Source organism: Gordonia alkaliphila (assembly GCF_039542465.1).
Taxonomy (GTDB): domain Bacteria; phylum Actinomycetota; class Actinomycetes; order Mycobacteriales; family Mycobacteriaceae; genus Gordonia; species Gordonia alkaliphila.
In genome coordinates this window covers 115,817-139,795 of the sequence record NZ_BAABIE010000001.1, presented here as the reverse complement: position 1 = coordinate 139,795, position 23,979 = coordinate 115,817, and the positions used below count along the sequence as shown (strand labels likewise).

Annotated in this window: 22 protein-coding genes; 6 read left to right on the top strand and 16 right to left on the bottom strand. The window is 68.1% G+C overall.

Translation table 11 applies throughout. The annotated features are described in order from the left end of the window. Nucleotides 1-11 precede the first annotated feature (11 nt). Nucleotides 12-842 carry an alpha/beta fold hydrolase gene (locus ABD989_RS00650; RefSeq protein WP_372493168.1) on the bottom strand — a complete coding sequence of 277 codons (831 nt, stop codon included), beginning with the start codon at nt 840-842 and terminating at the stop codon, nt 12-14. Nucleotides 843-906: 64 nt separating this feature from the next. On the opposite strand from ABD989_RS00650, the gene ABD989_RS00645 reads away from it, so the two are divergent. Then, nucleotides 907-1,212: an antibiotic biosynthesis monooxygenase family protein gene (locus ABD989_RS00645; RefSeq protein WP_246993863.1), complete on the top strand. Its 306-nt coding sequence runs from the start codon at nt 907-909 to the stop codon at nt 1,210-1,212. Nucleotides 1,213-1,271: 59 nt separating this feature from the next. After that, entirely contained in the window at nt 1,272-2,732 is a 1,461-nt protein-coding gene (locus ABD989_RS00640; RefSeq protein WP_345312056.1) for an aldehyde dehydrogenase, read from the top strand. A gap of 188 nt (nt 2,733-2,920) precedes the next feature. On the opposite strand, the gene ABD989_RS00635 is transcribed toward ABD989_RS00640, so the two are convergent. The 12 genes from ABD989_RS00635 to ABD989_RS00580 form a co-directional block, all read right to left on the bottom strand. Beyond that, the gene (locus ABD989_RS00635) at nt 2,921-3,550 is read right to left on the bottom strand and encodes a hypothetical protein (RefSeq protein WP_345312055.1); all 630 of its coding nucleotides are present in this window, start codon (nt 3,548-3,550) and stop codon (nt 2,921-2,923) included. Then, on the bottom strand, nt 3,547-4,524 hold the full coding sequence (locus tag ABD989_RS00630) for a hypothetical protein (RefSeq protein ID WP_345312054.1): 978 nt from the start codon (nt 4,522-4,524) through the stop codon (nt 3,547-3,549). Before ABD989_RS00630 ends, ABD989_RS00635 begins: the two co-directional genes overlap by 4 nt. Further along, nucleotides 4,488-5,912, bottom strand: coding sequence for an MCE family protein (locus tag ABD989_RS00625; RefSeq protein ID WP_345312053.1), 1,425 nt, complete (start codon nt 5,910-5,912; stop codon nt 4,488-4,490). The genes ABD989_RS00630 and ABD989_RS00625 overlap by 37 nt, the downstream gene beginning before the upstream one ends. Continuing rightward, entirely contained in the window at nt 5,912-7,198 is a 1,287-nt protein-coding gene (locus tag ABD989_RS00620) for an MlaD family protein (RefSeq protein ID WP_246993854.1), read from the bottom strand. The genes ABD989_RS00625 and ABD989_RS00620 overlap by 1 nt, the downstream gene beginning before the upstream one ends. Further along, nucleotides 7,198-8,502, bottom strand: a complete 1,305-nt coding sequence (locus ABD989_RS00615; protein ID WP_345312052.1) for an MCE family protein — start codon at nt 8,500-8,502, stop codon at nt 7,198-7,200. The genes ABD989_RS00620 and ABD989_RS00615 overlap by 1 nt, the downstream gene beginning before the upstream one ends. Nucleotide 8,503: 1 nt before the next feature. Then, nucleotides 8,504-9,787 (bottom strand): MCE family protein, encoded by a 1,284-nt coding sequence (locus ABD989_RS00610; protein ID WP_345312051.1) that lies wholly within the window; start codon nt 9,785-9,787, stop codon nt 8,504-8,506. Then, nucleotides 9,784-10,872, bottom strand: coding sequence for an MCE family protein (locus ABD989_RS00605; protein ID WP_345312050.1), 1,089 nt, complete (start codon nt 10,870-10,872; stop codon nt 9,784-9,786). The genes ABD989_RS00610 and ABD989_RS00605 overlap by 4 nt, the downstream gene beginning before the upstream one ends. Then, nucleotides 10,865-12,043, bottom strand: a complete 1,179-nt coding sequence (locus ABD989_RS00600) for an MCE family protein (protein WP_345312210.1) — start codon at nt 12,041-12,043, stop codon at nt 10,865-10,867. The genes ABD989_RS00605 and ABD989_RS00600 overlap by 8 nt, the downstream gene beginning before the upstream one ends. Continuing rightward, a complete protein-coding gene (locus ABD989_RS00595) occupies nt 12,040-12,891 on the bottom strand; it encodes an MlaE family ABC transporter permease (protein WP_246993849.1) in 852 nt (283 codons plus the stop codon). The genes ABD989_RS00600 and ABD989_RS00595 overlap by 4 nt, the downstream gene beginning before the upstream one ends. Before the next feature lie 3 nt (nt 12,892-12,894). Next, entirely contained in the window at nt 12,895-13,659 is a 765-nt protein-coding gene (locus ABD989_RS00590; protein ID WP_345312049.1) for an MlaE family ABC transporter permease, read from the bottom strand. A 75-nt stretch (nt 13,660-13,734) separates the two neighbouring features. Then, nucleotides 13,735-14,619: a 3-oxoacyl-ACP reductase gene (locus ABD989_RS00585; RefSeq protein ID WP_345312048.1), complete on the bottom strand. Its 885-nt coding sequence runs from the start codon at nt 14,617-14,619 to the stop codon at nt 13,735-13,737. 92 nt (nt 14,620-14,711) lie between these two features. Continuing rightward, a complete protein-coding gene (locus ABD989_RS00580) occupies nt 14,712-14,900 on the bottom strand; it encodes a ferredoxin (RefSeq protein WP_345312047.1) in 189 nt (62 codons plus the stop codon). A 92-nt stretch (nt 14,901-14,992) separates the two neighbouring features. Between ABD989_RS00580 and ABD989_RS00575 the strand changes: the two genes are divergently transcribed. Genes ABD989_RS00575 through ABD989_RS00565 form a run of 3 tightly spaced genes read left to right on the top strand, consistent with a single transcriptional unit; the run spans nt 14,993 to nt 18,848 of the window. Beyond that, the gene (locus ABD989_RS00575; protein ID WP_345312046.1) at nt 14,993-16,180 is read left to right on the top strand and encodes an acyl-CoA dehydrogenase family protein; all 1,188 of its coding nucleotides are present in this window, start codon (nt 14,993-14,995) and stop codon (nt 16,178-16,180) included. A 26-nt stretch (nt 16,181-16,206) separates the two neighbouring features. Next, nucleotides 16,207-17,328, top strand: coding sequence for an acyl-CoA dehydrogenase family protein (locus ABD989_RS00570; RefSeq protein ID WP_345312045.1), 1,122 nt, complete (start codon nt 16,207-16,209; stop codon nt 17,326-17,328). Further along, entirely contained in the window at nt 17,325-18,848 is a 1,524-nt protein-coding gene (locus ABD989_RS00565) for an AMP-binding protein (RefSeq protein ID WP_345312044.1), read from the top strand. Before ABD989_RS00570 ends, ABD989_RS00565 begins: the two co-directional genes overlap by 4 nt. A gap of 162 nt (nt 18,849-19,010) precedes the next feature. Here the strand turns inward: ABD989_RS00565 and ABD989_RS00560 are convergent, their stop codons facing one another. Next, a complete protein-coding gene (locus ABD989_RS00560) occupies nt 19,011-20,141 on the bottom strand; it encodes an NAD(P)H-dependent flavin oxidoreductase (RefSeq protein WP_246996929.1) in 1,131 nt (376 codons plus the stop codon). A 16-nt stretch (nt 20,142-20,157) separates the two neighbouring features. Continuing rightward, entirely contained in the window at nt 20,158-21,795 is a 1,638-nt protein-coding gene (locus tag ABD989_RS00555; protein WP_246993836.1) for an acyl-CoA synthetase, read from the bottom strand. Between the two features lie 57 nt (nt 21,796-21,852). On the opposite strand from ABD989_RS00555, the gene ABD989_RS00550 reads away from it, so the two are divergent. Beyond that, nucleotides 21,853-22,647, top strand: a complete 795-nt coding sequence (locus ABD989_RS00550) for a crotonase/enoyl-CoA hydratase family protein (RefSeq protein ID WP_246993834.1) — start codon at nt 21,853-21,855, stop codon at nt 22,645-22,647. A gap of 229 nt (nt 22,648-22,876) precedes the next feature. Here the strand turns inward: ABD989_RS00550 and ABD989_RS00545 are convergent, their stop codons facing one another. Then, nucleotides 22,877-23,929 carry an LLM class F420-dependent oxidoreductase gene (locus ABD989_RS00545; RefSeq protein WP_345312043.1) on the bottom strand — a complete coding sequence of 351 codons (1,053 nt, stop codon included), beginning with the start codon at nt 23,927-23,929 and terminating at the stop codon, nt 22,877-22,879. Nucleotides 23,930-23,979 lie beyond the last annotated feature (50 nt).

Sequence of the window (23,979 nt, the reverse complement as noted above, 5' to 3'; positions counted from 1 at the left end):
GCGCCGAGGTCCTAGACGGGACCGACGCGCGACAGGAAAGCCTCGACGGCGCCCCGGAACACTTCCGGGGCGTCGTCGTGTATGAGGTGTCCGGCCCCGGGCACCGTCAGATGGGTGGCGAGCCGATTGCGCTCGGCCATCTGCCGCATCTGACCGGCGGGCGCCACCGAGTACTCGGCCTCCAGCAGCAACGACGGCACGCTCACCGCCTCCCACTGCGTCCAGAAGTCGCGGCCGCCCCACTCCTCGGCGATGGCCGCCCAGACCGGGATCGAGCCGTGCAGTCGTCCGTCGTCGAAGGCCTCGTAGAAGTACCGACCGGCGACCGGACCGAAGTGCGCGACCGCCTCGTCGAGGCCGGCGAACCGCTCGGGCCAGCTCTCGAACCACGGCGCCCAGGTGCCGGTGGTCTGCCCGCGGAAGTCCGGAGCCATGTCCTCCACCACCAGCGCGCCCACCAACTCGGGGTAGGCAGCCGCCGTACACCAGGCGTGCAGGCCGCCCATCGAATGGCCGATCAGCGCCACCGGGCCGCGGTCGATCCAGGTGAGCACCTCGGCGACGTCGGCGACGAAACGCTCGGTCGACATCTCCTCGGCCGTCGGCGTGCCGACGCGGTCGGCGCCCTGATGGAAGGCGGCGTCGTAGGTGAAGACCCGGCCGTACCGGCGCAGCCAGGGAATCTGTCGACGCCAGGTGGCGCCCCGACCCATCAGCCCGTGCAGCAGCACGATGGCGCCGAAGCCCTGCTCGAAACCGGCCCGCTCGTCGCCGCCGTGGTCGAGCAGACCGCGTAAGTCGTACTGGCCGCCATGACCCGGCAGACCGGGAGTCTCATCCACGGGATGACACCTTAGTCGCCGCGCGGCCCCGGACGCCGGTAGTCGCGCCGCGTACCCTGCAGTCATGGCAATTGTGAAAATCAACGCGATCAGTGTCCCCGCCGAGCACGGCGCCGAGCTCGAGAAGCGCTTCGCCGGGCGCGCGGGCGTCGTCGAGCAGGCACCCGGCTTCCTCGGCTTCCAGCTGCTGCGCCCCACCAAGGGCGACGACCGGTATTTCGTGGTGACCCAGTGGGCCGACGAGGAGAGCTTCCAGGCGTGGGCCGGCGGCGACGCCCGCGCCGCGCACTCCGGCGATCGCAAGCCGGTGGCCACCGGTGCTGACCTGCTGGAGTTCGATGTGGTGCTCGACGTGAGCCCCAAGTCCTGACCCTGCACTAGAACGTGTTCTAGTATCGGGGGAGACATCCCCCGATACCAGGAGCACGCATGTCCGTCATCACCCCCATCAAGACCGATCAGCTGTATCTCGGCGGTCGCTGGGTGGCACCGCATTCCGCTGAGCGCCTCGAAGTCTTCTCCCCCGCCACCGGTGAGCTCATCGGCAGCGTTCCCAGCGCCGATGCCACGGACGTGGACACCGCCGTGCGCGCGGCCCGCGAGGCCTTCGACTCCGGCGTCTGGCGCAACACCCCGCCGGCCGAGCGCGCCGCCGTGATCCGCCGCGCCGCCGACCTGATCAACGAGCGTTCGGCAGAAATCTGCGCGCTGATCTCCGCCGAGATGGGTGCCACCCCCGGCGACGTCGCCACCCTGCAGCAGCTGGCCGGCACCGGTGTCCTCGCCGGATACGCCGACGCCGCCGAGGCCTACGAGTGGGAAGAGAAGCGCACCGGCCTGTTCGGCGAGACCCTGGTGGTCCGCGAGCCGGTCGGCGTGGTCGGCGCGATCATCGCGTGGAACGTGCCGCTGTTCCTGCTGTGCAACAAGTTCGGTCCGGCCCTGGCCGCCGGCTGCTCGGTGGTCCTCAAGCCCGCACCCGAGACCCCGATCAACGCCAACGTCCTCGCCGAGCTGTTCACCGAGGCCGGCGTGCCCGAGGGTGTCATCTCCGTGGTGCCCGGCGGTGTCGCGACCGGCCAGGCCCTCGTCGAGCACCCCGAGGTCGACAAGATCACCTTTACCGGCTCCACCGCCGCCGGTCGCGCCATCGCCGCGCGCTGCGGCGAGAACCTGAAGCGCTGCTCGCTGGAGCTGGGCGGCAAGTCCGCGGCCATCGTCCTCGACGACGTCGACATCGCCGCTGCCGCTCCCATGCTGGTCTTCTCCGGCATCCTGAACTCCGGCCAGGCGTGCGTCGCGCAGACCCGCGTCCTGGTGCCCCGTTCGCGCCACGACGAGATCGTCGCCGCCATGGTCGACGTCGCCGCCACCTTCACCCCGGGCCTGCCCGAGGACTCGGAGACCAAGATCGGTCCGCTGATCAACGACCGTCAGCACCAGAAGGTCACCGACTACATCGCCAAGGGCAAGGCCGAGGGCGCCACCGCCGTCCTCGAGGTGGCCGCACCGGCCATCGGCACCGAGAACTGGGTGGGCCCGACCATCTTCACCGGCGTCACCAACGACATGACGATCGCCCGCGAGGAGATCTTCGGCCCGGTCATCAGCGTCATCGCCTACGACGACGTCGACGAGGCCATCGCCATCGCCAACGACTCCGACTACGGTCTGGCCGGTTCGGTGTGGAGCGCCGACGTGCCGGGTGCCATCGAGATCGCCAAACAGGTCCGCACCGGCACCATGGGCATCAACTGGTACGCCATCGACCCGTCGTCGCCGTTCGGTGGCTACAAGGCCTCGGGCATCGGTCGCGAGAACGGTCGCGAGGGCCTGGAGTCGTACCTGGAGCACAAGTCGATCCTGATGCCGATGGGCTACACGTCCTAAGCGGTCTCACCGACACCGAAGGGGGTCGACGGCGTCAGACGCCGTCGACCCCCTTCGTGTTTCCCGTCGATTTCGACCCGTGCCGGCACGCACGGGACACTCCGCAAAGTTCTATGTCCGCGGAGGCACCTCTGAGGTACCTACGGGGACATAAAACTTTCGATCGGGCAGTGTTCTGCCGGAAACCGCTAGCCGGTCGGCACTGGCTCCGGTGCCGGGGTGTTCTCCGGAGCCTGGCTCTCCGCGGTCGACGGCACGGGTGCCGGAATCAACCCCTCCGAGGGCACCGGCTTGCCGTCGCGCTCGGCCACCACGTCCATCAGCGTCTGGTCGTCGATCAGCTGGCTGTCGTTGATCAGCCAGGTCCCGTCCCGACGTTCCATCGTGTACTGGATACGGCTCGGATTGGTCTGGATCTCCGACGACGTGGCGCTGGAGGCCGACTGGTTGATGAACAGCAGCACGGTCGCGGTGTCGGACGTGTTCGTCACGACGCCGGCCCCCTGCTCGGTGACCTTGGCGACCGACTTCTGTTCCTTCACCAGCTCCGCGATGCGCTCGCCGATCACGTAGCGCTCGTACTGTTCCTTCGCCGTGCCGGTCATGTGCGCCATCATGAAGTTGATGTTGTCCGAGATGGTCTTCTCGTTCCAGGCGAACATCTTCTGGACGTACAACTGGGCCGCGGCCAGGGCGCTGTCGCGGGCCTCCTCCTCGGTGTTCGCGCGGTAGTACATCGTGCCCAGCACCGCGGCGGCGACGAGGGATGCGACGACGAGCGCGGTGAACACGGCTACTGCCACTCTGCGTACGGTCACCAGACAAACTCCAGATCGGTGACCTTCACGTCACCGTTGATGCGCGTCAGACCCACCTTGTAGCGGAACGTCTGGTACAGCGGCTCTTGTTTTCCGTCCTTGGAGCGCGACTCCCAGCCGACCACCATCAGGACCGTGCCCTCGTCTTCGGTCGCCTTGCTGACCGCGTCGGTCAGCACCGTGGTGTTCGTGACCGCGTCGCCCTCGCGAATCAGGTCAGTGACCTGCTTCATGTTGTCGCGGAAGACCTGCTGCGCACGGCCACTGGTCTTCTCCAGCGCCAACTTGTACATGGCGTCGGCGTTCTCCGAGTTCAGCGTGGTCATCTGCACCACCACCTGCCGCGCAAACGTCGCGTACTCGGCGCGCAACTCGCGGTCTCGGTCGATGCGCTGATAACCGACTGCGAACAGCGCCGACAGCACGATTCCCGCGACCAGCAGCACCACGCCGGAGATCAGCGCCACCGTCTTCAGCGGACGCGTACCCGCGGACCCGGCCCCGATGGCCGCGGTCAAAGCCACCGGCTTCTTCTTGGCGGCCTTGGCCGCGTCCGCCGCTTCGCGCGCCGTACGACGACGCTGCGCGTCCACGCGCTTGTCACGGTAAGAACCGGTGCCGCTCTCGTCGACGGCTGCGGCCTCGGCCGAGTCGTCCCCGGCGGAGTCGTCGTCAGCGGCCGCACTCGCGGCGGAAGCGTCCTCGACGAGAGCCTCCGCGGCCAGTGCCTCCGCAGCGGACGTGTCCTCGGCTGCCGGCGCCTTTTCCGATGCACTCACCCCAGACGCCTTGGCAACCGCAGGCTTGGCCTTGCGGCCGAGCGGACTGCTCTTGCGCACCACCGGCTTCGCCGCGGGCTTGGACGCAGCCACCTCGGCCGCGTCGCTGTCCGTTACTTCTGCGGTGCCCTCGTCGCCCTGCTTCGGCTCCTCCGGATTCAGGATTGCACCGTCTTCGTGATCAGCTCGTACCATTCGGTCTTCTTAGAACCTGCCTGCTCGCCCAGTCCGGCGTTGTAGATCTTGCCGTCCGGACCGATGAATTCCCCTGTCACAGGATCGTACGTGGTCGCATAGGTCGCGGGCGTCGGGTCATGGGAGGTCGGGCTGCCCGGAACCACGTGACCTGCGGGTTGCCTCGGCAATCCGGTACCCGGCAGACCGTTCGGGAAGGCCACGTTGTCCTCCGGCGATGCCTTGAAGCCGGTGCGGCACTCGGCCGGCGTCGGCGCACGACGTCCCGGGTACTCCACGCACGGGAAGTTTCGAGCACCGCGGACGGTGGACTGCGCGTCCTGCGGGAGTCGGCACAGCAGCCCCGGCGGCAGATCCTGCGGAGTCTGTTCGCTCGGGAAGCGCCACTGATCACGCGGCACGAAGCCGACGGTACAGGTGGGCGGATCCTGGAAGCCGAGCGTGAAGTTCACGTTCGGACCGTAGGCGCTCGAGCCGTTGTTGATGGCCGTGATGAGCGCCGCCAGCACGCGGGGGTAGAGCACCACCGTCTGCTGCAGATTCGGCAGATAGACGGCCATCGTGCGCGCGTCCACGCTCAAGTTCGACACGGCCGTCGGGAACGACTGGCTCATGTCGCCGAACAGCTTGCCCGCTGCGGTGGCCGTGCCCGGTCCCTTCTGCAGGATGCCGGTCACGTTGGCCTTGTGCGCCCGGATCTGGTCGGTGACCGTGGTCAAGTTGCTGGTCCAGGCCCGGATCTCGTCGGCGGTGCGATTCTGCGTCGCCAGGATCGGTCCGGCTTCGTCGATGAGCGACGTGAACTCGTCGATGTTCTCGTCCGCCGAGTCGGCGAGCAGGATCATCGAGTCCAGCAGCCGCTGCAGCGACTCACCGGTGCCGTTGAAGGCCAGGAAGGCCTCGTCCATCACCGCGCGCAGCTTCGTGTCGTTGACCGTGTTCAGGAGCGCGTCGGCCTGATCGAGCATGGAAGAGATCTCCACCGGCATGTCTTCGACCTCGACGGTCGAACCGTTGTGCAGGTACTCCCCGTCGGTGTCCTGGGGCGGACGGAAGTCGACGAACTGCTCGCCCACCGCCGACATACTGCGGACCACAGCCTCGGAATCGGCCGGAATGTCGGTGCCCGAATTGATGGTCAGCTCGGCGCGCACACCGTCGGAGGTGAGCCACATACCGGTCACCTTGCCGACGTCGACGCCGCGGAAACTCACGTTCGCGTTCTGGTACAGCCCGCCGGAGGACGGCATCTGCAGGTTCACGCGGTAACTGCCGACGCCGAACATCTGCGGGATACGGATGTAGAAGACCGCCATCGCGACGATCGACACCACGGTGACCACCGCGAAGATGTACAGCTGAGCTCGGACGAAGCCGGTGATCTTCATCAGTTGCCTCCGCTCTTACTGGTAGTCGGGCTCTTCGAGCTCGGGGTCTTCGAGCTCGGGGTCTTCGAGCTCGGGGTCTTGCTGGGCGTCTTCTTGCTCGGCTTCTTCTGGTCCATGCCGAACGGCGCCGTCAGCGGATTGGCCGACTGTCGGGCGCTGCCCGCCGAGGAGCCCAGCAGGCCCTCCGGGCCGGTCAGGCCCATCGAGACCATCATGGTCTTGTCCACACGATCGAAGGTCAGGTCCAACACCAGGTCGGAGTTGACGTAATCGCCCTTCACCACGTCCTCGATGCTCTCCTGCAGGAACGGGAAGGTGAGCAGGATGCGCAGCGAGTTGGTCAGTGCCGGACCCGTGCTGGCGAGCTGATCGAGCAGCTCGCGCATGTTCGGCGTGATGACCTTCAGGTCGTCGCTGTTGGCCTCGAGGATCTCGTTGGCGGTCTTGGACAGGTTGCCCACCGACTCCAGCGAGGTCACCAGGTTCTTCCGCTGATCCACCAGCAGCTGCAGGATCTGCGGGCCGGACGCCAGTGCGCGCTGCACCGTCTGCTCCTGCGCATTGATCTGCGCGCTCAGCCGATCGAGACCTTCGGTGGCCTTGATGATGTTGTCGGCCTGCTTGTCCAGGTCGGTCACCAGCGTGGTCATCCGCGGAATCAGCCGGTCGAGGTCGTCGCCGCCGCCGGCGAAGGCCGCGCTGAGTTCGCTGACGATCTCACCGGCCTGCGACAGACCGCCGCCGTTGAGCACCACCGACAGCGAGCTGAGGACCTGCTCGGTGGTCGGATAGCGGCACGCCTGCACTTCCTGCGCGGAGTTGATGTCCGGCACGGCCTTCCCGGCCGGCGCCGCGATGTTGTTCTGCACCGGGCAGTTGGGCGCGTCCAGAGACTGACCCGGCTTCAGGTACTTGCCGTCGGTCTTCTCCGGCTGCAGGATCTCCAGGTGCGAGGAACCGAGCACACTGGTCATGCCGATCATCGCGAAGGAACCCTCGGGGATCTTCACGTCGCGGTTGAGGCGAATGGTGATCTTGGCCTGCCAGTCGGCGACCTGAATGTCGCCGACGCTGCCGATCGTCGCGTCCGCCATCTGCACGGGTGCGTTCTGGACCAGGCCCGCGGCCGACGGAATGCGCGCGGTGATCTCGTACGCGCCGTCGCCGGTGCCTTCCGCACCGATCGCCGACGCACTCGACACCAGGCTCCCGCTACCGCAGGCCGACAGCGGCGCGATCAACGCGAGCGCCGCCACGGCCGCCACCAGTTTCTGTCCGGTCTTCATCAGTTGCCCCCGAACGGCATGAGCAGCTTCAGCATCGGGTCGGCGGGGAACGGCTTCGCGTTATCGATGTCGCGGCCGCGGACGCCGGCCTGGGCGCGCTGCTTCACACTCTGATTCTGGTAGGTGATCTGGTCCTGCGTCGCGGTGCGGCCGATCAGCGGGTTGGCCATGAAGGGCGGGAAGTTCACCGCGAGGTCGCCGATGATCGGCGCCAGCAGATCCACGCACTTCTCGATGTCCGCGTCGGTGTCCATCGGGCGCTCGGTGGAGGCCATCGAACCGCAGATCAGGGTGATCAGGTTGTTGCCCATACCGAGGCCGAAGACGCCGTCGAGCGATCCGGTCAGCGGGTTGTAGATGTTGAAGAAGTTGGCGAGCTGATTCGGTGCCGAATGCAGCAGGCCGCGCAGGCCTTCGTCGTTGCGCTTGAGGGTGGCCGTGAACGGCACCATCTTGTCCATCACCGACGTCATGGCCGCGGTGTTGTTGTCGAGGAAGGTCTTCAGTTCGCCCATGGCCTCGTCGAGGTTGTCCATGGCGTCGCCGAGTTCCTGCTCGCTTTCCGCGAGGACGCTGCTCACCGACGCCATCCGGCCGTTGAACTGGACCAGCTGGTCCTGGTTCTGCGACAGCAGCTCGGTCAGCTTCTGCAGGTTCTTCACCGTGCCGAACAGGTCGTCCCGGTTCTCCGCGATCGTGCCGGCCACCGTGGACATCTCCTGGAGGGCGGTGGCCATGGCCTTTCCGTTGCCGTCGAGGTTGTCGGCGGCCACGTCGATCAGCTTGGCGGCGGTACCCGGGTCCACCGGGCCGTCCTTGCCGTCCTGCTGCGGACCGAGTGCCTGGCTGAGCTCGTCGAGCTGGGCCTTGACGTCGTCCCATTCCATCGGGACAGCGGTGTGTTCCATCGGAATGTCGAAGTCGCCGGTGCCCATGTCCGGCCCCGAGACGTACCCCGGGGTGAGCTGGACGAAGCGGCCGGAGACCAGTGACTGGGCGACGACCACGGCGCGCACGTCCTTGGGCAGCGGCACGTCGTTGTCCACGCGCATCTCGACGCGGACCTGGCGGTTCTGCGGCTCGATACTTGTGATCGAGCCGACACGCACGCCCACCACCTTCACCGCGTCGCCGGTGTAGACACCCGTGACCGACGGGAAGTAGGCGGTGATGGTGCGCGTGGTGGCCTTCTGCACGCCGAACCACACGAGACCGGCGATGAGAGCCACGACCACCACGGCGGCGATACCGGCGATGACGCGCTGGACGGTGGAGAGTCGCTGCAATCCTGCGGTGACTGCCATGTCAGCGACCTCCTGTCTGTGCGGTCGTCCGGGGGCCGGAAGACTTCGGAGTGGTCGTCTTGGGCGGGCCGTTGGGCTGCGGCGGTGCGTTCGACGGCGTCGGACGCTTGGGCAGGTCGGGCGATCCGCGGTCGGGCGCCTGACCCCAGTTGCCGGGCCAGCCCGGGAAGCCGGAGTACTTGGTGAAGTACTCGAAGGCCTCCGGGTACTTGCCTTCCAGCACGCGCAGGAAGCTGCCCATGTAATCGCCCCAGGTCGGCAGACCCACGAGCGACGAGAAGTACGGACCCGAGCTCACGGCCTCGCCGAGGATGTTGGCGTAGGGACCCAGGTTGTCGATCGCGGCCGAGAAGTTGTCGGCGTTGTCGTTCAGGATGTCGAGGACCCGGCCGAACTTGTTCAGCACCGGGGTCAGCTGCGCCTCGTTGTCCTGCACGAAACCGGTCAACTCGGCAGCCAGTGCCTCGGCACCGCTGATCACCTGGCGGATCGCGTCGCGCCGCATCTGCAGTTCACCGAGCAGTGCGTTGGCGTCGAGCAGCATCGTCTGCAGCTGTTCGCTGCGCTTGCCGACGATGCCGCTGACCGAGCCGGCCCGATCGAGGAGTTCGTTGAGCGAGTTGTCGCGGTCGGCGATGGCCGCCGACAGCTTGCCGACGCCCTCGAGGGCGCCCTGCATCTCAGCGGGCGTCTCGGAGAACGCCGCCGTCATGGTCTGCAGCGCTTCGTTGAGCTGATCGGTGTCGGTGTCGTTCAGCGTGGAGACGGAGTCCTCCAGCGCATCGGTCAGCGAGTACGGCGCCACGGTCTGGTCGATGGGGATGGTGCTCCCCGGCTCCAGCCGCTTGTCTCCCAGTGGAGTGAGCGTCAGGTTGCGTCGACCCAGGACGGTCTCGGTCTTGATGGACCCGCGCGTCCGGTCGCCGATCACCACGGTGTCGTTGAGCAGGAAGGAGACCTTCGCGCGCATGCCTTCCGAGGTCTGCTTCAGGGCGATGTCGGTGATCGAACCGACCTTGACGCCGGCCACGGTCACGATGTCGCCGGAGTTCAGGCCGCCCGCGTCCTCGAACACCGCGTCGTAGGTGGTCACCTGGCTGAGGAACGGCAGCCGATCCATCTGCAGGGCGCTGATCACCAGCGCCGCGGTGAGCGCGACGCCGATGATGCCCATCGAGACGCGCGAGCGTGGGCCCTCGCGGCGGAGCCGCTTCGGTGCCGGTGCACCCATATCGCCGGGCACTTCGTCGTTCGTCCCGTCGTTGTTCACAGGTTGATCGGTCACGTCGCGCACCTCCCGCCTGCCTTGGTCTTGTCACCCATCGCATCGATGGAGGTGAAGAAGTACTGGCTGTTCCCCGGTCCCGGCAGGAGCAGGCGGATGCGGCAGAAGTAGATCTGCAGCCAGGCCCCGTAGCTACCGAGATTGGACAGCGTCTTGAAGTTGCCGGGCAGTTCGCCCAGCATCTCGCGGATGTACGGTTCCGCCTTCAACGCTTCGTTGGAGGTCTCCCCGAGTCCGGCGAGGGCGCCCTTGATGTCCGGGCGCGTGGTCTGCAGCAGGTCGGCCATGCCGGTGGTGGCGTCCGCGGCGCGCGTGATGAACTGGCCGATCACGTCGCGGTCGCCGGACAGGCCGGAGATGAGCTGCTGGAGGCGGTCGACGCTCTGGTCCAGACCGGTGTAGTCGGCCTGCAACAGGCCGAGCGTGGTGTTCAGATTGTCGATCACCGACCCGATGAGCGCATCGCGCTCGGCGAGGGTGTTGGTGAACGAGTCGGTCGCCGACAGCAGCTGCTGCAGCGCCGGGCCCTGTCCCTGGAAGACCGAGATCAGCGCCGTCGACAGTTCGTTGACCTGTTCGCCGCTCATGGTGCGGAACAGCGGCTTGAAGCCGCCAAGCAGGTTGTCCAGGTCGAGCGCGGGTTCGGTCTGCTCGATCGGAATCTGCGCGCCGGCCGACAGGTACTCGCCGGGTGCCCCGTTGCCGGGCTGCAGTTCCAGGTATCGATCGCCGGTGAGGTTCTGGTAGCGGACCAGGGCGCGCACCGACGTGGGCAGCCGGTAGTCGTCGTTCACGGTGAACTTGACCTCGGCGACGTTGTCGCGGTTGAGCGAGATCTTGTCGACCATGCCGACGTCGACGCCGGCAATCTGCACGTCACTGCCCGGCTTCATGGCCGAGGCGCTGGTGAAGATCGCGGTGTAGTTGTCCGAGCTGCCGGACTGGTAGCGGCTGAAGACGATCACCAGACCGGCCATCACCAGCACCATCACCACGACGAAGCTGAACAGCTTGACCACGGTGGCCCGGAAGGCCCGGGCCCGCTTGTCGACGAAGTCCGGAGTCCCCGAAGTCGATTTAGCCACGCTGCGGCCCCCCGAACAGCAGATTGAAGAGTCGGAACGGCTGCACCTTCGCGGTGGTCCGCGGCTGGTAGGGCTGCGGGGCGTTGTCGATCACGTAGAAGTCGACCTTTTCCTTCGAGGTCACGTCGCTCAGACCGGCCTCGCACGTGGGCGGTCCGTCGCCGCGCACCTCGGGCAGGTCCTCCGGCCAGCGGTACGGATTCTGGCCCGGGATCAGACCGGAGTCGAGCAGCAGCATGCCGTTGCGCCCGCCGAGCAGCGGGGTGGCCAGGTCGGCGGCGCCCGACGACGCGGTGATGAAGCAGCGCAGGCCGGGTGCCTGACGGCCGAGCAGCTGGGTCACCGGGTTCAGGTCGGTGAGCGTGGCCATCAGGTCCTTCTTGGACCGGCCGAGCACGTCGTTGGCGGTGTCGGCCATGCCGGTCACGTTGATCAGCAGCGCGTCCAAGTTGGCGGTGTTCTCCACCAGGAGATCGCCGATCACGGTCGCGTTGTCGATGGTCCGCATCAGGTCGGGCATGGCGTCGGCGTACACGTTGGTCGCGGTCGCGGCCTGCGTGAGCAGACGATTCAGCTGCGGCAGGTGCTTGTTGGTCTCGCCCAGGACGTGGTTCAGCTCCTGCAGGGCCGTACCCAGTCGTTCACCGTTGCCCGACAGCGCGCCGGCGACGGCGCCCATGGTCACGTTGACCTTGTCCGGCTCCAGTTCGGCGAGCACGTTGACCAGCTGCTGGTACACGGTGTTCAGCTCGACCACCACGTGGTCGGCGGTGATGGTGTCGCCGCCGCGCAGCTGCCCTTCGGCACCCTCGTCGGGAATCACCAGGTTCACGTTCTTGGCGCCGAAGATGGTGTTCGACGAGATGTCGGCGCGCACATTGGCCGGCACGTACTTGAGGTCGCTGGTGGCCATGTCCAGTTCGAGGACGGCGCGGTCGCCGTCGTTGGTGACCGTCGCGACGCGACCCACCTCGACGCCCCGCAGCTTCACCTTGGCCGCCGGACTCATGACGAGACCGGCGCGCGGTGCGTACAGCGTGACCTTCTGGGTGTCGGCGAACCACCCGAGGAACTGCCCCGAGGCGGCGACGATGATGCCGATGAGCAGGCCGACCATGACGACGGCGGCGAGCTTCCGGACTCCGTGAGAACGACTGTTCAATGCGATCAGCCTGCCAGGTTGAAGTTGCCGTCGGCGCCGTAGATCGCCAGCGAGGTGAGCAGGGTGATGACCACGACCACGACCAGCGAGGCGCGCACCGCGTTACCGACCGCGACGCCCACGCCGACCGGGCCGCCGGAGGCGTTGAACCCGTAGTAGGTGTGGATCAACATCACGGCGATGGCCATGCAGATGGCCTGCACGAACGACCAGAGGATGTCCGACGGGATGAGGAAGGTGGAGAAGTAGTGGTCGTAGACGCCCGAAGACTGCCCGTAGAGGACCACGGTGGCGAACCGGCTCGCGAGGAACGACGCGAGGGCCGCCAGCGAGTACAGCGGAATGATCGCGAGCATGCCCGCGACGATCCGGGTGCTCACCAGGTAGGGAATGGAGGAGATTGCCATGACCTCGAGGGCGTCGATCTCCTCGCTGACGCGCATTGCGCCCAACTGTGCCGTCGCACCGGCGCCGATGGTCGCCGCTAAGGCGATTCCGGCGATCACGGGGACCGCGATGCGGACGTTGATGAACGCGGAGAAGAAGCCGGTGAGCGCCTCGACGCCGATGTCGGCGAGCGAGTTGAAGCCCTGCACGGCGATGGTGCCACCGGTGAACAGCGTCAGGAAGCCGACGACCACCACGGTGCCGCCGATCATGGCGAGCGCACCCGTGCCCATCGAGATCTCCGCGATCAGGCGGAGGGTCTCCTTCTTATACAGACGCAGCGCTCGCGGGATCGACGCGATCGAATCCCAGTAGAAGAGGGCTTGATCGCCGATCTTGTTCCAGTCGTCGCCGGCGCGCTTGAGCGCGACGCGCGCAGTCAGAAACCTTGTAGTACCCGGTAACACCATGGTTCAGCCCATCGTCACTTTCAGACCGACCGCGGTCACCACGACATTGACCACGAACAGCGCCATGAAGGAGTAGACGACGGTCTCGTTCACCGCGTCGCCGACGCCCTTCGCGCCACCCTTGACGTTCAACCCGCGGTAGCAGGCCACGAGGCCTGCGAACAGACCGAAGAGTGCGGCCTTGACCATCGAGATGATGAGCTCGCCGAGCCCGGTCAGCAGGGTCAGGTTCGCGATGAACGCACCCGGGTTCACATCTTGCAGGTAGACCGAGAAGACGAAGCCGCCCGCGATACCGATGGTGCAGACCAGGCTGTTGAGCAGCAGGGCGACACCGGTCGAGGCGATCACGCGGGGCACCACCAGGCGGTGGATCGGGTTGATACCCAGCACGCGCATGGCGTCGATCTCTTCGCGAATGGTGCGGGCACCGAGGTCGGCGCAGATCGCCGTGGCGCCCGCGCCCGCCACGATCAGCACCGTTACGATCGGTCCGATCTGCGTGATGGTGCCGAGCGCGGCGCCGGCGCCGGACAGGTCCTGGGCACCGATCTCGCGAAGCAGGATGTTCAGCGTGAAGCTGACCAGCACCGTGAACGGGATCGCGACCAACAGGGTCGGCACCAGCGAAACGCGTGCGATAGCCCACGCCTGCTCGATGGTTTCGCGCGCCTGGAAGGGGCGACGAAAGAGCTCGCGGGCTGATTCGACGGAGAGGGCGACGAAGTCGCCCACGCCGCCCATTGGGACGGCAAGTCGATTCAGCAAGTCCCCTCCTTGGCATGCGTGCAGGTCAACCTACCACGCACGTTGATGCTGGCCGGTCCGGTCGATTGGTGTGAATTACATGAGATCTTGCGCGGAGAAAGTCTGCTTGTCAGCGCTTTCAAAGAACGATGCGAGCTCGCCGCCGAGGGCTGCCGGCTCCCACTGGTCGCCGTCGGCGGTGAATACCTCGCGCACCGTGGGTGCCGCCATCAACATCACCTTGGGACCATAAACGACGAATACCTGCCCGCTGACATCGGCGGCTTCCGGGCTGGCCAGGTAGCGCACCAGCGTCACCACATGCTCGGGCGAAAGCGGGTCGACCCGACCTTCCGGCGCGTCGCCGAAGACCTGTGCGGTCATCGCGGTGCGCGCGCGCGGGCAGATCGCGTTGGCGGTGACGCCGAAGCGTTCCAGCGCGCGCGAAGCGGTCAGGGTCAGCGCGGTGATGCCGGCCTTGGCTGCGCCGTAGTTGGCCTGGCCCGCGGGGCCGAGCAGCCCGGCTTCGGACGAGGTGTTGATCAGACGGCCGTAAACCGGCGCGCCGGTCTCCTTCGACAGGTTCCGCCAGTAGGCGGCGGCGTTCCGGTTCAGCAGGAAGTGGCCGCGCAGGTGAACGCGGATCACCGCGTCCCACTGCTCGTCGGTCATGTTGAACAGCATCGCGTCGCGGGTGATCCCGGCGTTGTTGACGACGATGTGCAGGCCGCCGAGCTGCTCGGTGGCGACTTTCAGGATCTCGTCGGCGGTCGACGCTTCGGCGATGTCGCCGGCCACCGGGACCGCGGTCCCGCCGGCTGCGGCGATCACATCGACCACGTCGCTGGCCTCCAGCGCGGAGGCCAGATCGTTGACGATCACGGTGGCTCCGTCGGCCGCGAGGCCGATGGCTTCGGCTCGGCCCAGTCCGGCACCAGCACCGGTGACGACGGCAACCCGTCCCGACAACGACTCAGTCATGTGGATCCTTTCAACGCTCCCTCAGAAGTAGAACATGTTCTAACACATTTCTCACCTCTGCCCCTACCGAACGGTAAGGAGAGCGTCGTCGATCAGTCCAGCGACAGCGCCGACCGCGGGCAGCTCGCGACCACCTGACGCATCTCCTCTTCGCGCTCGGCGGGCACCTCCTCCTGCAAAATCACCAGGTAGTCATTGTCGTCGAGCTCGAAGACGTCGGGCGCCATGCCGACGCAGACCGCATTGGACTCGCACAGGTCGAAATCGCACTTGACTCGCATTGGTTTCCTCTCCTCGCCCGCCAACCCGGTTGACGGATCCCGTGATTACACGTTAGAACGTGTTTCAGAACTAGCCAAGCAGGAGATGCTGAATGCGTATCGCTTACACGCCCGAGCAAGAGGATCTGCGTCGCGAGTTGCGCGCATATTTCACCGGTCTGATGACCCCGGAGCGCCGCGCCGCACTGACCGGCGGTGAGGGTGAGCTCGGTGAGGGCGATGCCTACCGTGACGTGGTGAAACAGATGGGCACCGACGGATGGCTGGCCCTCGGGTGGCCCACCGAATACGGCGGCGCCAACCGGTCCATGATGGACCAGCTGATCTTCACCGACGAGGCCGCCATCGCCGGCGCGCCGGTGCCGTTCCTGACGATCAACTCGGTTGCGCCGACCATCATGGCGTACGGCACCGACGAGCAGAAGGAGTTCTTCCTTCCGAAGATCGCGGCCGGCGACCTGCACTTCTCGATCGGCTACTCCGAGCCCGGCGCGGGCACCGACCTGGCCGCACTGCGTACCTCGGCGGTGCGCGAAGGCGACGAGTACGTGATCAACGGTCAGAAGATGTGGACCAGCCTGATTCCGTACGCCGACTACGTCTGGCTGGCCTGTCGCACCGACCCGGAGGCCTCCAAGCACAAGGGTCTGTCGATGCTGATCGTGCCGACCGACGCCGAAGGCTTCTCGTACACCCCGGTGCACACCATGTCCGGCGTCGACACCTCGGCCACCTACTACCAGGACGTGCGCGTCCCGGTCTCCGCGCGCGTCAGCGAGGAGGGCGGCGGCTGGCCGCTGGTGACCAATCAGCTCAATCACGAGCGGGTCGCGCTGTGCAGTGCCGCCCCAATCCAGACGGCGCTGCGCGAGACCATCGACTTCGCCCGCAAGACCACGGCCGCCAACGGCCAGGCGCTGATCGACACCCCGTGGGTGCGCAGCAACCTCGCGCGCGTGCACGCCAAGGTGGAGTACTTGAAGCTGATCAACTGGAAGATCGCTTCGATCGCCGCGCAGGGCGGCTCGCCGTCGCCGGCTGATGCTTCGGCCACCAAGGTCTTCGGCACCGAGTTCGCCACCGAGGCCTACCGACTCCTGATGGAGGTGGTCGGCCCCGCCGCCACGCTCCGTGCCGGCAGCCCCGGCGTGCACGTCGCCGGTCGCCTCGAGCGCTTCCAGCGCACCTCGCTGATCCTGACCTTCGGCGGCGGCACCAACGAGGTCCAGCGCGACATCATCGGCATGCTGGCCCTGAAGCTGCCCCCGGCCCGACGCTGACCACCTACCAGGCGAAGAGAGACATCATGGACTTCAATCCTTCCGAAGCCGCCGGCGAGGTGGGCCCCCTGGCCGCCGACATCGCCGCCGCGGTCAGCACCGCCGAACGCGTCGCCGAACTGGAAGCCGCCAGGGCGCCGATCGACGAGCAGCTGTGGCGTGAACTGGGCTCCGCGGGCCTGCTCGGCCTGGCCGCCGCCCCCGAGGTGAGCGGCGACGACGCCCTCGGCGCCGAGGAGACCGTCGCGGTGGCCACCGCGCTCGGCCGGCACCTGGCTCGCGTCCCCTACGGCCCGCACGCGGTCGCCGCCGTGCCCGCGACCAGCCGCTTCGGTTCGGCCGCCCTCATCGACGAACTGGTGCGCCCGGCGTGCACCGGCGAGGTGATCCTCAGCGCCGCGTTCGAGGAAGACCTCGGCGTGTCCGCGCTGGAGCCGTCGACGACGATCACCGGCGGCGTGCTCTCCGGCGTGAAGGTCAACGTGCCCTACGCCGAAGCCGCGACCGCACTGCTGGTCAACGCCATGGGACCGGACGGCCCCGTGGTCGCCGTGGTCCGTACCGCCGCGACCGGCGTCAACCTCGTCGCCACCCCGAGCACCGGCCTGCTGCCGACCTTCACGGTGGAGTTCGACGGCGTCGTGGTGTCCGACGACGATGTGCTGTCCGGCGGCAGCGCCACCGTGACCCACGTGGCCGATCTGCTGCGCCTCGGCGTGGCCGCCGATCAGTCCGGCGCGGTCTCCGCCGCGCTGGAGGCCACCGCCGTCTACGCCCGCGAACGCGAACAGTTCGGTCGGCCGATCGGCTCGTTCCAGGCCGTCGCGCAGCGTCTGGCCGACGGCTACATCGACGCCCAGGGACTCGCGCTGAGCACCGCGCAGGCAGCGTGGCTGATGTCCGGGCAGGCCGAGTGCACCGCGGACGAGATCACCGGTGCCGTCGCGACGGCCAAATTCTGGGCCGACGACGCCGGCCACCGGGTGGCCCACACCGCCGTACACGTGCACGGCGGGGTCGGCCTGGACACCTCGCACCCGGCGCACCGGTACTTCCTGCGCGCCAAGGCGAACGAGTTCACCTACGGCTCGGCCCCGGTGGTCCTGGACCAGTTGGGCGACCTGATCGCGGCCGGCGCCCTCGGGTGAACGAGCCCGCGGTCACCGACCGCCGCACGCTGACCGAACTGCTGGCCCCGCTCGTCGGGGTCACCGATCGCGGCGTGCACGCCGGCGACGAGTTCGTCTCGTGGCGCGACCATCTGGCAGCCAGTGCGCTGCGGGTGGTCGCGCTGCGGGCGCTGCTCCACCCGGCTCGGCCCCCGCACGTGGGGGTCCTCCTTCCGAACACCCCGGAGTTCAGTTACCTGTTCGGCGCGGCCGCGTTCGGCGGCTGCGTGCTGGTGGGCCTGAATCCCACCCGCCGCGGGGCGGCGTTGATCGCCGACGTCAAGCGGTCGGATTGCCAGGCGGTGCTGGTGGATGCGTCCACCCGCGACCTGCTCGGCGACGACCTGGCCGCCTCCGGAGTGCCGGTGATCGACGTCGACGGCCCCGTCTGGCAGGACCTGCTGGCGACGGCCGCCGCTGACGTTCCGCCGGGTCCGCCCGCGGTGCCGCAGGCCGATCCGGACGACCTGGTGATGCTGATCTTCACCTCCGGCACCACCGGGGACCCGAAGGCCGTGCGCTGCAGTCAGCGCAAGTTCGCCGCCGCCGGGAAGATGCTCGCCCACCGCTTCGGCATCGGCGCCGACGACGTGGTGCACCTGGCCATGCCGATGTTCCACTCCAACGCCCTGATCGCGGGCTGGTCGGTGGCCGCGGCAGGCGCGGCGTCGATCGTTCTGCGAAAGCGCTTCTCCGCCAGTGGTTTCGGCGCCGATCTCCGGCGCTACGGCGTGACGTACGCGAACTACGTCGGCAAGCCGCTGCACTACATCCTGGCCACGCCCGAACAGCCCGACGACGCGCAGACGTCGTTGCGCATCATGTACGGCAACGAGGCCACCGCCGCCGATCGCGCCGAGTTCGCCCGTCGCTTCGGCGCCCGGGTGATCGACGGTTTCGGCTCCACCGAGGGCGGCGTGGCGATCACGCGGACCCCGGAGACGCCCGACGATGCGCTCGGTCCGCTGCGCGAGCCGGTGGCCGTCGTGGATCCGGCGACCGGCCGACCGGTCGCGGTGGGCGAGGTCGGCGAGATCGTCAACAGCTCCGGACCGGGCCTGTTCGACGGCTACTACCGCGACGACGCGGCCACCGAGGACCGCCTCCGCGGCGGCATGTACCGCACCGGCGATCTCGGCTGGGTGGACGACGGCGGCTTCGTGCACTTCGCCGGCCGCCTCGGCGACTGGCTGCGCGTGGACGGGGAGAATCTCGGCACCGCGCCCATCGAGCGGGTTCTGCAGCGCCATCCGGCGGTGCAACACGCGCTGGTCTTCGGCGTCGCCGCCGAGATCGGCGACGAGGTGGGCGCACTGCTCGTCGCGCCCGGCCTGGACCGCGTCGACTTCCTGGATTTCCTTGCGGCACAGGATGATCTGGGGCCCAAGCAGCACCCGACGCAGGTGTGGCTGGTGGACGAACTCCGCGAGACCGCGACGTTCAAGACCTCCCGCGCCGGCCTCACCGCCACCCTCGGCGAACCCGACTGGTGGCTCTGACCGCGCCCGCTCCCTGAGCCACATCGTCGCTCCCTGAGCCCATCGAAGGGTCCGCTCCCGCGAGACGTCTCCGTTGCCGCGAAAGCATTCCGCTCCCGCGGGCCTTCTCCAGGCCCGCGGGAGCGGAATCGTCTCGCGGGAACGACGGTCCCGCCACCGGTGTCAGCCCAGCGACTTGTCCATCCGGGCCACGGCCTCGGTGTACTCGGCGACCATGTCGGCGATCATGTCCGCCACCGGCACGATGTCGTTGCAGCGGCCCACGATCTGACCGGCCGGCATGGCGACCACCTCGGGGTCGTCGCTCACCGAGATGCGCGCGTGCGCCTCGCCGACGAGCAGGTTCTGCAGCGGCATCGGCAGTGCGTCGGGCGCACCCTCGGCCTCCCAGGCCTGCGTCCACTTGGTCTTGAGCAGACGCGCGGGCTTGCCCGAGTAGATCCGGCTGCGCACGGTGTCGCGCGAGGTGGCCTTCAGGAGCGCCTTCTGGACGGTCGACGGTCCGTCGCCGGATGCGCCCAGCTTGTACTCGGCGGCGGTGAGCCAGTAGGTGCCCATCCACACGCCCTGCGCGCCCAGCGCCAGCGCCGCGGCCATCTGGCGGCCGCTGCCCACGCCGCCGGCAGCGAGCACCGGGGCCGAGCCCACGGCGTCGACCACCTCGGGCCACAGCACCATCGAGGTGACCTCACCGGTGTGGCCGCCGCCCTCGTAGCCCTGAGCGATGACGATGTCGACGCCCGCGCTCACGTGGTTCAGCGCGTGGTGGGTGGAGCCGGCCAGCGCGGCGACGGCGACGCCGTTCTCATGCGAGAGCGCGATGACGTCGTCGGGCGGCGAGCCCAGCGCGTTGGCGATCAGCTTGATCTGGCCGTACTTGCGGGCGTGCTCCATGGAGACGTCGACGTGCGAGCGGGCCACCGAGTGCAGCCAGCCGAGGACGCCGGTGTTGATGCGGTCCTCGCCCTCCGGCAGCGGCGGGACGCCGAGGTCGTCGAGCGTGCGCTCCACGAAGGCCCGGTGCTCAGGCGGGATCATCGAGTCCAGGTCCACCTTGGAGCCCTCGGTGGGGATCTTGGCGGGCATCACGACGTCGACGCCGAAGGGCTTGCCGTCGGTGTTCTCGTGCATCCACTCGAGGACCTCGTCGAGCTCGCCCGGGTCGTTGAAGCGGACACAGCCGAGGACGCCCAGGCCGCCGGCGCGGCTGATGGCCGCGGCGACGTCCTGGCTCGGCGTGAAGCCGAAGATGGGGTAGTCGATGCCGAACTTCTCGGTGAGTGCGGTACGGATCTTGGGTGCGGTCATTTCACACTTTCGTTGCGGTATTGCCGGGGGTGGAGCTGTCATCGGGGTCGCGGGAGGCGGCGATCTCCGCCGCCCAGCGATAGTCGGGTTTGCCTGCGGGAGAGCGCTTCACGACCTCGACGAACCAGACGCTGCGCGGGCACTTGTAGCCGGCGAGCTCGGTGCGAACGGTCGCGTTCAGGTCGTTCAGGGACGGGCGGGCGCCGTCGCGGGTGGCGATCACGGCGGCCACGCGCTGGCCGAAGCGGTCGTCGGGCACGCCGACCACCACGGTGTCGAGCACGGCGGGATGGCCCTTGAGCGCGGCCTCGACTTCCTCCGGGAAGACCTTCTCGCCGCCGGTGTTGATCGAGCCCGAGCCGCGGCCCAGCATGGTGATGGTGCCGTCGGCTTCGAGGACGGCGTGGTCGCCGGGCAGCGAGTACCGCACGCCGTCGTAGACCACGAAGGTCTTCGCGGACTTGACCGGATCGCCGTGGTAGCGCAGCGGGATGTGGCCGGAGCGGGCCAGCACGCCGACTTCCCCGCTGCCGGGGGTCACCGGGGTGCCGTCCTCGCGGAGAACGTGGGTCTCCGGGTCGGCCTTGACCGTCGGCGCGCCGACGCGGCTCTTGCCCTTGACCGCCATGCCCATGCCGCCGAAACCGGTCTCCGAGGAGCCGATGGCGTCGACGATCACCGCGTTCGGGAAGCGTTCGAGGTAGCGGTCCTTGACCGCGGGTGAGAAGAGCGCGGCCGACGAGGCCACCGAGACCACGGTGGAGGTGTCGTAGTCGCGCTCGTCCAGGGCGTCGATCATCGGGCGAGCCATGGCGTCGCCGGTGATGAAGACGACGTTGACCCCGTGGTCGGCAACGGCCTGCCAGATGGCGTGCGGCTCGAACTCCGGGTAGACCACCGCTTTGCCGCCAGCGAACAGCGACTGGAAGATGGCCCACTGGCTGCCGCCGTGGATGAACGGCGGTATCGCGAACCGCACCAGCTGCCCGGAGTCGGCGCCGGTGCGCGCGTGCTCCCACTCGTCCTCGATGGGGCGGCCGCTGTACCAGTCGATGCCGCCGCCGAGGACGCGCCAGACGTCCTCCTGCCGCCAGACGACGCCCTTGGGCTTACCCGTGGTGCCGCCGGTGTAGAGCATGTACAGGTCGTCGTTGGTGCGCTCTTCGAAATCCCGGTCCGTGCGGCCGCGCGCGAGAACGTCCTCGTAGCGGTGTCCGTCGTCGTCGATCGCCGGGGTCTCGTCGTCGATCACGATGCGCGCGGTGATCGCGGTGGGCGTTTTCGATAACACGTTCAGCACGCGGTCGGTGTACTGCTGCTCGTGGATGAGCACCTTCATCCCGGAGTCGGTGAACAGGTGCTCCAGCTCGTGCTCCACGTACCGGTAGTTGACGTTCGCCATCACCGCGCGGGCCTTGAAGATGGCCAGCATCGCCTCGACGGCTTCGATGGTGTTTCTGCTGTACAGGCCCACCGCATCGCCGGGCTGGACCCCCAGCTCACGCAGGGTGTGCGCCAGCGCGTTACTGCGCTCCTCCAACTCCGCGTAGGTGCGCTTGCGGTCGCCCGATTCCAGCGCGATGCGCTCGGGCATCAGGTCGACGGCGTGCTCGAAGAGGTCCCCAATGGTGTAGGCCATGCACTAAAACTAGAACGTGTTACTGTGCGCGGCAAGTGATTGACCAAGGAGGTCTCCATGTCCGATACTGCCCCCGAGTGCCTCGTCGAGAAGCGCGGGCACGTTCTCATCATCACGATGAACCGCCCCGAGGCGCGCAACGCGCTCTCCAGCGAGATGATGCGCATCATGGAAGCGGCCTGGGACCAGGTCGACGCCGATCCCGACATCCGCGTCGCGATCCTGACCGGAGCCGGCGGCTACTTCTGCGCCGGCGCCGACCTCAAGGCGATGAACCGTTCCGCGCCCGGCGACTCGTTCGCCAAGGGCGGCTGGGATCTGACCAAGCTCCCCGCTCTCCTCAAGGGACGACGTCTCACCAAGCCGCTGATCGCCGCGGTGGAGGGCCCGGCCATCGCCGGCGGCACCGAGATCCTGCAGGGCACCGACATCCGCGTCGCCGCCGAGAGCGCCAAGTTCGGTGTCTCCGAAGCCAAGTGGGGCCTGTTCCCGCTGGGCGGCAGCGCCGTGCGCCTGGTTCGCCAGATTCCGTACACCATCGCCTGCGACATCCTGCTGACCGGCCGGCACATCACCGCCGCCGAGGCCAAGGAGTACGGTCTGGTCGGTTACGTCGTACCCGACGGCACCGCGCTGGACAAGGCCCTGGAGATCGCCGACCAGATCGCCGCCAACGGCCCCCTCGCCGTGCAGGCCATCCTCAAGACCATCCGCGACAGCGAAGGCCTGCACGAGGAAGAGGCCTTCAAGATCGACGCCGAGCTGGGCGCGAAGGTCTTCCAGTCGGCCGACGCCAAGATCGGCCCCCGCTCCTTCGCCAACAAGGAGAAGCCGGTCTTCACGGGCCAGTAGTCGCCCGCCCTGCCGGCTGAGCTTGACCCCGCCGGTCGAGCTTGCGGTCCCTGAGCTTGTCGAAGGGCCGAAGCGCCGCCGGTTTCGGCTCGCGCCGCTGCTATCCGTTCGCCCCGCCGGTCTAGACCGGCGGGGCGAACCCATTCCGACAGCTCGACCGCTCCGCGCTCCACTGATGACGAGACGAGACGACCCTTCGACAAGCTCAGGGAGCGGGCGCGAGTGACGCTCAGGGAGCGGGGGTGTCGACCAGGGTGCCGAGGGCCTCGATGGTGGGGATGTCGCGGGCGGTGACCATCAGGGTGGTGACGCCGGAGGCCTCCCAGTCGCCGATCTGCGCGCGCACTTCGTCGGCGGTGCCGAGCAGCATGGTCTCGCGGACCATCTCGTCGGGCACCGCGGCGACCGCCTCGACCTTACGGCCGGCTTGGAACAGACGGCCGATGTCGGCGACGGCCTCGCCGTAGCCCATCCGCGTGTACAGCTCGGCGTGGAAGTTGCGCTCCTTGGCGCCCATGCCGCCGACGTACAGGGCGGTCGACGGCCGGTAGCGATCCAGCGCGGCGGCGACGTCGTCGGTGATGACGCACTGCACGGTGGCGGCCACCTCGAAGTCCTCGCGGGAACGACGCGCACCGGGGCGCGCGAAGCCCTCGTCGAGCCACTCGTTGTACTGGCCGGCCATGCGCGGGGAGAAGAAAATGACGAGCCAGCCGTCGGCGATCTCCGCGGTCTGCGCCACGTTCTTCGGCCCCTCCGCGCCGAGCCAGATCGGGATGTCCGCGCGCAGCGGGTGGGTGATCGGCTTGAGCGGCTTGCCCAGTCCGGCGGCGCCGGCGGCGTCGGCGGGCAGCGGCAGCGGGTAGTGCGGTCCGGCGCTGGTCACCGGGGCCTCGCGGGCCAGGACGTCGCGCACGATCCGCACGTACTCGCGGGTGCGGGCCAGCGGCTTCTCGAAGGGCTGGCCGTACCAGCCCTCCACCACCTGCGGACCGGAGACGCCGAGCCCGATGATGTGCCGACCGCCGGAGAGATGGTCCAGCGTCAGCGCGGCCATCGCCAACGAGGTCGGCGGTCGCGCGGACAGCTGTGCCACCGCGGTGCCGAGGCGCACCCGCGAGGTGGCGGCGCCCCACCACGCCAGCGGGGTGTACGCGTCCGAGCCCCACGACTCCGCGGTGAACACCGAATCGAAGCCGACGTCCTCGGCCGCGCGGATCAGCGCGGCGGCCTCCGTCATCGGGCCCGCGCCCCAATAGCCCAGTTGCAGACCAAGTTTCATTCTCATCCTCCGGTGATGTGCTTGCACGCCATACTAGAACCTGTTCTAAT